This is a genomic window from Phenylobacterium sp. (genome assembly GCF_025351295.1).
Lineage (GTDB): Bacteria > Pseudomonadota > Alphaproteobacteria > Caulobacterales > Caulobacteraceae > Phenylobacterium.
In genome coordinates this window covers 37838-49181 of the sequence record NZ_JANXWD010000093.1, presented here as the reverse complement: position 1 = coordinate 49181, position 11344 = coordinate 37838, and the positions used below count along the sequence as shown (strand labels likewise).

Here is an 11344-nt window from a genome sequence, read left to right as displayed (position 1 = left end):
CCGGGCGCGCGGCTTCAGGCCGTTCTTGCGGGCATACTCCGGCGAGGCCATCAGCACCGCGGCCGCCCCGTCCACCACGCCTGAGGAATTGCCGGCATGGTGGAAGTGCTGGATCTTCAGGTCCGGATAGACTTGGTTGATCAGGCCCGCGAAGGTGGTGCCCTGGTCGTCCAGCGGCGCATTGGCCATGGCCTCGAACGAGGGCTTGAGGGCTCCGAGGCCTTCCATGGTGGTCTGCGGACGCGGAAACTCCTCACGGTCGAGGGCGAGGCTGCCGTCGAGGTGATAGACCGGCACCAGGGCGCGGTCGAAGTAGCCGTTCTTGATGGCGTGGTCGGCGCGCTGCTGGCTGACATAGGCCAGCTCGTCCAGGGCTTCCCGGGGAATCCCCTCAAGCGTGGCGATGGCGTCGGCGCAGATGCCCTGATGCGACTGCGGGTGCAGCTTGCGCAGGTGGACATTGCCGGCGTCCATCAGCGGCGGGCCGTCGCCGGGCTGGCGCGGCGGCGCCGACGAGGCGGTGTAGGACATCATCTCGCAGCCGCCGGCGATGACCAGGTCTTCCATACCCGACATGATCTGGGCGGCGGCCAGGTTCACCGAGGTGATGCCCGAGCCGCAGAAGCGGTCGAGGGTGACGCCCGAGGCGCGGACGTCGAAGCCGGCGTCGAGGGCAGCCATGCGGCCCATGTCGCTGCCCTGCTTGCCGCGCTGGGACGAGCAGCCCCAGATCACGTCGTCGACTTCGGCGGTGTTGAGGTCGTTGCGCTTGGCGAGCGCGGCCAGGACGTGGGCGGCCAGGCGCTGGGGATGCTCGTCGGCGAGCGCGCCCTTGCCAACCTTGCCGATGCCGCGCGGGGTGCGGCAGGCGTCGATGATGTAGGCTTCGGGCATGGTCGTTCCTCGTGAGCTGGCGCGGGGCCTTCGAGCGGAAAATCCGCCCTCGACCCTAGGTCAGTCCAGAGGGAATTGGATCGGCTGTCGATCGCCATCGCTCAGGGGCGCTGACGCCGGGCCTCCGTTGGGCGTGTCCCGCCCTAACCAGGCTTCCAAGCGTCGTCATCCCGCGGCCTGTCCGCGGGACCCATGCCGCGCATCGAACGCCGGGCATGCCGAAGGGCCGCGAGCGGCGAGGCTGCGGTTGATCCGATTTGTCCGGGATGTGGATCCATGGGTCCCGCGAACACGTCGCGGGATGACGCTCAAGGGTCAGATGACGCTCAGGATCTCAATGGGGCGGGCCACGGGGTGCGGCGATGGCCACGTCGGTGGCCCCGGCGGCGGCGCGCCACGCCTCGTCGGGCGAAGGCGCATCCGGCTCCATGCGTGAGAGGCGGCAAGCCTCGGTCACGAGCGCCTTGCAGCGATCGCGGTAGTTGCGGGCCGCTGGCAGGGCCCCGGCCGCCGAGGCCAGGGCGCGGGCGACGGTGGCGATCTGAACGTCCAGGTCGCCGGACGGCAGGCGGTCGAACAGATTTTCGCGGTCGTCGAGGCGTTCGGGTCGTTCCTCGATGAAGTCGGACTCGTCGCGCTCGGTCTCAAGTTCGAGGTCGCGGTCATCGCGGTTCCCAGCGGCCGGGGCCAGGGCTTCGCCCCGCCCAAGGCGCATCGCGAGCGCCAAGGACATGCGCAGGCAGCGGCCGACCTTCGCGAAGGCCTGGGTCAGGCCCATCATCTGGCCGTCGTCGTCGCTCTCGTGGATCGCGGCCGCAAGGTCGCGGGCCACGGCGAGGCTGAGCTCTGCGAGCTCTCCCAACAGGCGTTGCGCGGCGATGTCCAAATCGGACGACATGGAACAAAACTAGAACATATCGGCGACGCCGTCAAGTCGCGGGCGCCCATCAGCGCCCCGCCGCCGGGGCCTTCCCCGCGAAGGCGTCGGCGATGAAGGCAATCATCCGGCGGCGCAGGTCGACGCCGTGCCAGGGTTCGCGGGTGGGGCCGGCGGAGAAGGCGCGGCCGAGGGTGGCGTGGGTCTCGCGGGGGTAGGTGACCAGGACGACCGGCGCCCCGACCTGGGCCATGGCGCGGCGCATCTCCTGGGACTGGCCCAGCGGGTCGGTGGGGTCGTCTTCGCCCTGCAGCAGCAGGAGCGGCGTCCTGGCGTGGCCGACCCGGGCCAGCGGGCTCTGGCGCCAGGCGTCGGCGAAGTGCTCCCAGGGTTTGCCGTAGTACCAGCGGTCGTAGAACGAGCCATCCTCGGTCCCGTATTCGCTGAACTGGTCGATCACCGGGGCGCCGGCGACCAGGGCCTTGAAACGGTCGGTGCGGCCCTCGACGAAGCCGGCCATCTCGCCGCCGTAGCTGTAGCCGATCAGGGCCATGCGGGCGGCGTCGACCGGGTATCGCGCGATCACCGCGTCCACGCCGCTGATGATGTCGGTGTAGTCGCCGCCGCCGAGGTCGTTCCGGTTGGCCGCCGAGAAGGCCGCGCCATAGCCCAGGCTGCCGCGCGGGTTCGGCTGGAAGACCGCCCAGCCCTGGGCCACCAGCAGGTTCACCAGGTTGGCGTAGCGGTCCTGGAACACGCCGGTGGGCCCGCCGTGGACGTTGACCACCAGGGGCACGCGCACGCCGGTCACGGCCTTGGGCAGGTAGAGCAGGCCCTGCAGCGTCATCGCGCCATTGGTCCATTCGACCCGCTGGCTGGGGGTGGCCGGCCATTCGGACGGGACCAGCACCGGCCCGGCCAGCTTCACCAGAGGCGCGCCCAGCTTCGGGGCGAAGAAGGCCGTCTGCGGCTGGGTCGGGCCGCCGGCCAGCAGCACCCAGCCGGTCTCGCGCGGATTGGTCCAGGCGGCGGAGACCACCGGCTGGGCGGCCTCGATCCAGGTCAAGGCCCCGGTGGCGAGGTCGATGCGGGCCAGCTTCTGGTCCACGCCCGCCATCACCGGGGTCACCAGGGTCTTGCCGCCGCGCTCCACAACGAAGCTGTCGGCCAGGGAGCCCTTCAGCCCGCGGGTCAGGCCGTGCGCCATGCGGCGGGCCGGGTCATAGGCATAGAGCTCGAGGCAGCCGGGCGGGGCGTCCTCCTCGCATTGCGCCAGGTAGACGACGCCGGCGGCGGTCCAGGCGGCCTGGCGCACGGTCGTCGCCACGCCGGTCAGCTCGACGGCGGCGGGGTCGGCGGCCTTGACCCGCCACAGGCGCGCGGCCGAGGCCAGGTCCTCGTCGTCGGGGGCGGTCACCACCACGAGCTCGTCCGACGCCGCGTTCCAGCGGGCGGACTGGACGTTGTCGGGCAGGGCGACCTCCCGCGCCTCGCCGCCCGCGGCCAGGACCAGGTAGAGCCGGACCTTGTCGACCCCGTCATGGCCGAAGCGGACGGCGTCGTCCTTCTTCTTGACCTGGGCGGCGCGGTCGGCCGCCTCGCCGTCGGTGGCGAGGACGGCGATGAGCTTATCGTCCGGGGCCACTTCATAGGCGCGGACGGCGGTGTCGACGACGTCCTCGGCCTTGCGGCTCCAGCCGGCGGTGAGGTCGCCCTTGGCGGAGCGCGCCAGGGTCAGGGATTGGGCCTCGCCGCCGGCCATGGGCAGCCGGTGCAGGCGCATGACCTCGCCGCGCTTGGCCAGGAAGAACAGGTGGGCGCCGTCGCCGGACCAGGCGGCGGCCCGCTCGCCCGGCTCCTTGTCGCCGGTCGAGGCGGTGACCTGCCGCGCCGCCTGGCCGTCGGTCCCCAGCAGCCACAGGTGGGTCTGGCCGCCCTCGGCGGTGGAGGCGGTGATCACGGCGGCGGCCTGCGCGCCGTCAGGCGATAGGGCGACCTCGCGGACGTCGCGGATGTCGCGGGCGCTGTCGTCGAGCGGCGGTTCGGCGGCGCGCGCGGCGACGGTCATGGCACAGGCGAGGGCGAGCGCGGCGGCGCCCCGGTGGAAAACTCTGATCATGGGTTCAGCGGTCCCAGAGCTGGTGGGCGAGGATGCCGACGCGGGCCTCGATGGCGGCGGCGGCATCGAGGCAGACGTCCTCGCGGTAGCGCGAGCCGATGAGCTGGCAGCCGACGGGCGCGCCGGCCGCGAAGCCGATGGGGGTGGTGGCGACGGGCAGGCCCAGCACGCTGATGGCGGCGTTGAAGCGCAGGTCATTCTCGAACAGCGTGCGGACCGCGGCGTCGCCCCTGAGGTCGGCGTCGAAAGCCGGGGTGGGCTTGACCGAGACCGGCGCCAGGACCACCGGCCAGGTCTCCAGGAACAGCAGCCACTCGCGCAGCAGGCGGGCGCGGAAGGCCACGGCCCGCATGTAGCCGGCGGCGTCCAGGATGTCGGCGATGTGGAGGATGCCCTCCAGGGCGCCGATGAAGGGCGGGCTGCCCAGGGCCCGCATCTGCTCGGCCTGCACCGTATCGATCTCGGTGGAGATCAGGTCGACCCACAGCTTGAAGGTGGCGGTGATGTCGGGAACGTCGACCTCGGCCACCTCGTAGCCGGCGTCGGCCAGGTAGCCGGCGGCCGCGTCCAGGCGGGCCAGGACTTCGGGGTCGCAGACCATGTCGGCGGGGATCTTCGCCTTGGCGGCACGGCGGGGGACCGCCGGGCCGTGGAGCGGGGCCGGGACCCACCAGGGGTCGCGGACGTCGCGGCGGCTCATCACCTCCAGGGCCAGGCGGACATCGGCCACCTCGCGGCAGATCGGCCCCTGGACGGACATCAGCTGGGCCATCGGCGGGCGCTCGGCGGCGGCGCTGGGGTTGAAGGCGGGGACGCGGCCCAGCGTGGGCTTGATGGTCGAGACGCCGCAGCAGAAGGCCGGCCAGCGCAGCGAGCCGCCGATGTCGTTGCCGTGGGCGATGGCCCCGATGCCGGCCGCCACCGAGGCCCCGGCGCCGCCCGACGAGCCGCCGCAGGTGATGGTCGGGTCCCAGGGGTTCAGGGTCTGGCCGTGCAGCGGGTTGTCGGTGAACCCCCTCAGCGAGAACTCCGGGGTGTTGGTGAGGCCCAGGATGATGCCGCCCGCGCCCTTCAGGTTGGCGACCACCGGGGCGTCGCCAGGCGCGATGACGTGGCTGAGGCCGGGCACGCCGTTGGAGTTGGCCTGGCCCTCGACGTCGACGTTAATCTTCACGGTGACCGGGACGCCGTGCAGCGCGCCCAGGGCCGCGCCCGCCGCCTGGGCGCGGTCGGCGGCGCGGGCGGCCTCCAGGGCCGGGCCGGTCAGGTCGACGACGACGGCGTTGAGGGCGGGGTTGGCGGCGTGCAGCCGCGCGATGTGGGCCCCGACCACGGCTTCCGAGGTGGCCCGGCCGGCGCGGATCGCCTCGGCGGTTTCCACAGCCGACCAGCGCCAGATTTCCGTCGACGACATGTTGGGGATCCCGACTCTTGCCAGCAGGCCACAGGGTAGGGGCCGGCGCATCCCGCGCGTCAACTCCGTACGCCCGCCTCACCGCGGCGGGGGTCTCGCGGGGGCGTTTTCCTCTCCCCCGCCGCCGGTTGAAGGATTCACCGATCCCGCCAAGGCTGGCCGTAAACCCTTCTACATGCTGGCCACACGTCGTCGCGCCGCACCCGCCGCGACCCACCAAAGAGTGTCATCCCGGTTTCGCCGCCAGGCGAAGACCGGGACCCACGACCGGGCGCATTCGCCATCCCGTCTTGCGCGGCGGCGGCGCGGCGAAACGGCCGCCCGTGACGATCGTGGATCCCGGTCTTGGGCTTTGCCCAAACCGGGATGACACCGCGTGGGGGATGGCGTTACGCCATCCATACCTCCTCGCCGCAAGGGGCCGGGCCAGGCGCCGATCAAATCCACCGAATTCAGAGATGTGTGAACGCCGTGGCGCGCCGCGGGAGAGGAAGGGAGTCAGGTGAGGTCGCTGAGCGCCGCCGGGAGCACCCGCGCCAGGCGTTCGGCGACCGCCGCTTCGCCCGCGTCGTCGGCCATCAGGTCCTGGCGAACCTCCAGTTCCACGTAGTCCAGCCCCCGGCCGATCGCGTGATGGGGGACGGTGAAGTCGACCTCGTCCATCTGGTAGGGCTCGTTGTCGCCGACGTCGGGGGCGTCGGACTCGGCGCGCAGGCGGGCCAGCATGGCGTCGGAGAAGGGGCAGGCGCCCAGGTGCAGGATGCCGAACCGCCACGGGCGGGCGACGCCGGCCATGACCGGGGTGAAGGAATGCAGCGCCACCACGATCGTGCGCAGGCCGCGGGCCGCGCGGGCGTCGAGCTCGGCGGCGATCCGGGCGTGGTAGGGCGAGAAGACCTGGGCGATGCGGGCCGCGCGCTCGGCGGCTGTCAGGTCGGCGTTGCCGGGGATCGCCGAGCCGTCGCTGACCTGCGGCATGGAATCGGCGCGGGCCGGATCGCGGTTGCAGTCGATCACCAGGCGCGAATAGCGCTGGGCGATGAACGGGGCGTCCAGGGTCTGCGCCAGGCGGCGGCCGAGGCCCGCGACCCCGATGTCCCAGGCGATATGGCGGGTCAGGTCGGGGCCCGAGAGGCCCAGGTCGGCCAACCGCGACGGCATGCCGCGTCCGGCATGGTCCCCGAGGAGCAAAAAGGGTGAATCGGCGCCCGTTTTCGTAACAACGGCGGCCGCAGGCTCAGCGGCGTCGAAGAGGCCCTTGGACCCGGCGTCGGAATCGACGGAGCTTCGCTGCAATGCCTGTCGTCTCCATCCGCCATCGGACGACCTACCGCTACCGCAACCCGGTGGCGTTCGGCGAGCATCGCGTGATGTACCGGCCGCTGGAAAGCTTCGACCAGCGGGTGATCTCGGCGACGCTGGAGATCGGCCCGGAGCCCTCGCTGCTGCGGCATGTGCAGGCGGCGAGCGGGGGCGTGGTGGCGGTGGCGCGGTTCGACACGCGCTCCGAGCGGCTGCAGTTCGAGAGCCGCGTGGTGGTCGACCACACCCCGGGCGTCGCCTTCGAACTGGAGGGCGAGCGCATCGCCATCGGCGCAGGCGCCTTTGCCTATGCGCCCGACGAGGCGCCGGACTTGGCGCGGGCCATCGCGCGGCGGCACCCCGACCATGGCGAGCTGGAAGCCTGGGCGCGGCGGTTCGTGCGGCCGGTAGGCCGCACGCGCCTGTCGACCGTGCTGTCGGACATGACCCATGCGATCCGCGGCGGCTTCACCTACGGCACGCGCCTGCATGGCCCGCCGCAGACGCCGGCCGAGACCCTGGCGCTGGGGACCGGAAGCTGCCGCGACTTCGCGGTGCTGATGGCCGAGGCGGCGCGCAGCCTGGGTCTCGCGGCGCGCTTCACCTCCGGCTACGTCTATTCCGGATCGGGCAAGTCCGGGCGCCGGGGCGGCGGCCACAGCCACGCCTGGACCCGGGTCTACCTGCCCGATTGCGGCTGGACCGACTTCGACCCCACCAACGGGATCGTCGGCAATCACGACCTGCTGCGGGTCGCCGATGTGGTCGATCCGCGGGCGGCGCTGCCCTTGCATGGGGCATGGTCGGGCCTGAAATCCGATTTCCTGGCCATGGAGGTCGAAGTCGACGTCAAGGCCGCATCTTCGACGCAACCGGCGTCCATCGTGAGAGTTGCGCAGTTGCGTTAGCCTCAGGGGACTGTCGATGAGAATTCGAGCCGGATACCAGATCACCTACGACTGTCCGGCGCCGACCCCCATGCTGCTGATGCTGAACGTGCGTCCCGAGCGGCTGTCGGACCTCGAGACCCCGGACCTGATCCACACCCAGCCCCACGTGCCGCTGCGCCAGTATCGCGACCAGTTCGGGAACCTCTGCGCCCGCATCCTGGCGCCCGCCGGCCGCATGGTTCTGAGCGCCGACTTCGTGATCCGCGACAGCGGCCGGCCCGACCCGGTGTTCCCCGACGCCGGGCAGATGCTGATCGACCAGCTGCCGGATGACGTGATCGTCTTCCTGCTGGGCTCGCGCTACTGCGACACCCAGGAGCTAAACGACCTGGCCTGGAAGCTGTTCGGCGATATCGCGCCGGGCTGGGCGCGGGCCCAGGCGATCGTGAAGTACGCCCACGAGCGGATCACCTTCGGCTACGAGCACGCGCGGCCGACGCGGACCGCCTTCGAGGCGCACGAGGAGCGGCTGGGCGTCTGCCGCGACTACGCCCACCTGGCGATTACGCTCTGCCGCTGCATGAACATCCCGGCGCGGTACTGCACCGGCTACCTCGGCGACATCGGCATTCCGCCGTCCGGTCCGGGGGACTACAGCGCCTGGATGGAGGTCTATCTGGGCGGCCAGTGGCGCACCCTGGACGCGCGGCACAACAAGCCGCGGATCGGCCGGATCATGATGGCCCTGGGCCGCGACGCCACCGACGTGGCCATCGTCACCAACTTCGGCCCCGCCACCCTGGCCGACTTCCAGGTGATCACCGACGAACTGCCGGAGACCCTGGCCCGGGTGGGGTAGGGCGAGCAAGGGGCTGCGGCGCCGGTTCCTCCTCCAACGTCGCAATTCAGGCCGGCCGTCGCGCGTTCGGACAGGCTGGACTCAGCGTGAAGACCCCGGCGGCAGATCACCAATCGCCGCAAAATTGCTGATCGTCACCGCGCCCTCGGGAAATTGCGCCACAATATGAAGCTCGCCGCCCATCGCTTCGATAAAGCGGCGCAGGTTGCTCACATACATGTCCGCCCGTTTCTCCATTTTCGCGACGGCAGCCTGGCCGACGTGGAGCGTCTCGCCCAGCGTTTCCTGGGTGAGCAAGCGGGCCTGGCGAAGCTCGGAGAGCGACATCTCTTCACGCAACGCAGCCGCCTTCGTCGCGGCGTTCGCGCGCTGCGCCGGCGTCATGGCGTCCCGCAGAGATTGAAACGAGTTGCGTCCGGTCATGGCAGCGACCCTTCCCTTCTGAGCCCTTCAATATGTTCGTCGTACAGGCGGTCCGCCACCGGGACGAAGGTCTCGTAGAACCGGTCGTCACCGGTCTTGTCGCCGCCGATCAGGAGGATCGCCATCCGTCGCGGATCGAACGCGTAGAAGATCCGAATAGGCCTTCCGCCGCTTTGCACCCGCAGTTCGCGCATAGGGCTGTGACGCGATCCGTTGATCCCCGACGAATAAGGATGGCCCAACCGCACGTCGCGCTCTTCCAACAGCGCGACATGGGCTGAAACATCCTCCTGCTCAGCCTCGTCAGGGCATTCCACCACGCCCCGAGCTGATCGATGTATTCGACCTCACATGCCACTCATGGAATATTCCATCAACGGAATTTCCCGTCAAGGGCGTCGCGCCCCTGCGGCGGGGGAAATATTCATGTAATGTGGGTTCGGCATACTGCGTAAGCGGTTGCGACTCTGACACAGGGTCGCCCGCGATCAACTGGGGGAATAGCCTGATGACCACCGCCCGCCTCAGCGTCCTGGCGCTGCTTGCCTCGACCGCCCTGGTCGCCGGCTGCGCCAGCGACACCGGCGCGCCACAGGCCATGGGCAAGGCCTCGGCCGTGAACGCCTCGGCGACGATGCGGGCCAACGTCGACAACTTCATGCTGGTGGACGCCAACCTCGAGGCGCACGAACTGTACCGGCTGTCCGACGCGCCGGCGGTGGTGATCGTCACCCAGGCCAATGGCGACGCGGTGCTGCAGGGCGAGGCCCCGGCGCTGAAGACCCTGGCCGCCCGCTACGGCGCCAAGGGTGTGGAGTTCATGATGATGAACTCCAGCCTGAAGGACAGCCGCGAGGCGATCCAGGCCGAGGCCCGGAAGGCCGGCTACGACCTGCCGATCCTGATGGACGCCTACCAGATCGTCGGCGAGAGCCTGGGCGTCACCCGCTCGGCCGAGGCCTATGTCATCAACCCCAAGACCTGGGCCGTGGTCTACCACGGCCCGGTGTCGGGCGCGGCCGGGGCGCTGGACGCGATGCTGGCCGGTCAGCCCGCGCCGGCGGCGACCGTGGCCTCGACCGGCGCCCTGGTCGCCTTCCCGGAACGCGGCGCGCAGAAGATTTCCTACGTCAGGGACGTGGCGCCGATCCTGGAAGCCAAATGCGTCGCCTGCCACCAGGAAGGCGGCATCGGCCCCTTCGCCATGACCAACTACGACATGGTCAAGGGCTTCTCGCCGATGATCCGCGAAGTGCTGCGCACCGACCGGATGCCGCCCTACAACGCCGACCCGCACGTGGGCAAATTCTCGGACAGCAAGAACCTGAGCCCCGACGAGGTGAAGACCCTGGTCCACTGGATCGAGGCCGGCGCGCCGCGCGGCGAGGGGACCGACCCGCTGGGCGCCGTCAGGCACGTGGCCGCCGAGTGGCCGCTTGGCAAGCCGGACCTGATCCTGAACGTGCCGAAGTACACGGTCCCCGCCTCGGGCGTGGTCGACTACCAGCGCCCCTACGTGGTCAATCCGGAGACCGAGGGCCACTGGATCCGCGCCACCACCGTCAAGCCGGGCGACCGCCAGGTGGTGCACCACCTGCTGACCGGCTGGATGAAGGACGTGCCGGCCGACGGCCATTCCTCGGAGATGAAGTGGCAGGGTTCGGTGGGCGGCTATGCGGTCGGCGCCGAGAGCAATATCCAGCCCAAGAACGTCGGCGGCTACCTGCCGGCGGGCGGGGCCATCGGCATGCAGGTCCACTACACGCCGGACGGCAAGGAGACGGTCGATAACAGCCAGATCGGCGTCTACTTCTACGACAAGCCGCCGGAGCTGATGATGCGCAACGTGGTGGTGATCGACCCCACCATCGAGATCGGCCCCAACGAGGCGCGCCACCAGGAAGTGGCCTATGTCGAGTTCCCGAACGACGCGCTGCTGTACTCGGCCTTCCCGCACGCCCACTACCGCGCCTATTCCAGCGACCTGTGGCTGCAGACGCCGGACGGCAAGAAGACCCTGCTGCTCAGCCTGCCGCGCTACGACTTCAACTGGCAGCGTTCGTATACGTTCGCCACGCCGATCAAGGTCCCGGCCGGCTCGAAGCTGATCGCCCACTACGTTTACGACAACTCCAGGCGCAACCCCGCCAACCCCGACCCGAACCGCAAGATCACCTGGGGCGAGCAGTCGTGGGAGGAGATGTTCTTCACCTCCGTGGCCTTCCGCTGGATGGACGAGACGGCGGCCAGGAAGGTCGATTCCGACGCCCGCTTCGCCGGCACGCGCATGCTGGGCATGCTGGACGACAACATCGACGGCAAGATCGAGAAGTCGGAGCTGCGGCACGGCCCGATGGGCGACATGCTGGGCAAGTATTTCGCCGTGCTCGATACCAACCACGACGGGGCGCTGGACAAGGCCGAGCTGGCCAAGGCCCAGGCGATGATGGGCGCTCGCCGGCGCGGATCGGAAGCGACGGTCGACGGGCCGTCCGCCTCGACGCCGCTGGGCGGGCGCTAGGCTTTCCGACCCGCCCGGTTGTCATGGAAGCTGCGCGAGCCCTGA

The 11344-nt window shown here is 70.4% G+C and carries 10 protein-coding genes; 3 read left to right on the top strand and 7 right to left on the bottom strand.

Translation table 11 applies throughout. The annotated features are described in order from the left end of the window. From Q0R13_RS13060 to Q0R13_RS13040, 5 genes are all read right to left on the bottom strand, one after another. A partial coding sequence (locus Q0R13_RS13060; RefSeq protein WP_293904564.1) for a beta-ketoacyl synthase N-terminal-like domain-containing protein occupies nucleotides 1-894 on the bottom strand: 894 nt, incomplete at its 3' end. Between the two features lie 334 nt (nucleotides 895-1228). Then, complete coding sequence (locus Q0R13_RS13055) at nucleotides 1229-1792, bottom strand: hypothetical protein (protein ID WP_293904562.1); 564 nt, start codon at nucleotides 1790-1792, stop codon at nucleotides 1229-1231. A 49-nt stretch (nucleotides 1793-1841) separates the two neighbouring features. Next, entirely contained in the window at nucleotides 1842-3890 is a 2049-nt protein-coding gene (locus Q0R13_RS13050; RefSeq protein ID WP_293904560.1) for a prolyl oligopeptidase family serine peptidase, read from the bottom strand. Nucleotides 3891-3894: 4 nt separating this feature from the next. After that, complete coding sequence (locus Q0R13_RS13045; protein WP_293904558.1) at nucleotides 3895-5304, bottom strand: amidase; 1410 nt, start codon at nucleotides 5302-5304, stop codon at nucleotides 3895-3897. A gap of 498 nt (nucleotides 5305-5802) precedes the next feature. Continuing rightward, the gene (locus Q0R13_RS13040) at nucleotides 5803-6495 is read right to left on the bottom strand and encodes an N-formylglutamate amidohydrolase (protein ID WP_293904556.1); all 693 of its coding nucleotides are present in this window, start codon (nucleotides 6493-6495) and stop codon (nucleotides 5803-5805) included. 104 nt (nucleotides 6496-6599) lie between these two features. Here Q0R13_RS13040 and Q0R13_RS13035 point away from each other — a divergent pair, with 104 nt between their 5' ends. Both Q0R13_RS13035 and Q0R13_RS13030 read left to right on the top strand, forming a co-directional pair. After that, nucleotides 6600-7514, top strand: a complete 915-nt coding sequence (locus Q0R13_RS13035) for a transglutaminase family protein (RefSeq protein WP_293904554.1) — start codon at nucleotides 6600-6602, stop codon at nucleotides 7512-7514. Nucleotides 7515-7530: 16 nt separating this feature from the next. Continuing rightward, on the top strand, nucleotides 7531-8355 hold the full coding sequence (locus Q0R13_RS13030) for a transglutaminase family protein (RefSeq protein WP_293904552.1): 825 nt from the start codon (nucleotides 7531-7533) through the stop codon (nucleotides 8353-8355). Between the two features lie 81 nt (nucleotides 8356-8436). Here Q0R13_RS13030 and Q0R13_RS13025 read toward each other — a convergent pair whose 3' ends face one another. Both Q0R13_RS13025 and Q0R13_RS13020 read right to left on the bottom strand, forming a co-directional pair. After that, on the bottom strand, nucleotides 8437-8778 hold the full coding sequence (locus Q0R13_RS13025) for an XRE family transcriptional regulator (protein WP_293904550.1): 342 nt from the start codon (nucleotides 8776-8778) through the stop codon (nucleotides 8437-8439). After that, on the bottom strand, nucleotides 8775-9095 hold the full coding sequence (locus Q0R13_RS13020) for a type II toxin-antitoxin system RelE/ParE family toxin (RefSeq protein ID WP_293904548.1): 321 nt from the start codon (nucleotides 9093-9095) through the stop codon (nucleotides 8775-8777). The genes Q0R13_RS13025 and Q0R13_RS13020 overlap by 4 nt, the downstream gene beginning before the upstream one ends. A gap of 191 nt (nucleotides 9096-9286) precedes the next feature. Here Q0R13_RS13020 and Q0R13_RS13015 point away from each other — a divergent pair, with 191 nt between their 5' ends. Further along, entirely contained in the window at nucleotides 9287-11299 is a 2013-nt protein-coding gene (locus tag Q0R13_RS13015; protein ID WP_293904546.1) for a redoxin domain-containing protein, read from the top strand. The last annotated feature ends 45 nt before the right edge of the window (nucleotides 11300-11344 follow it).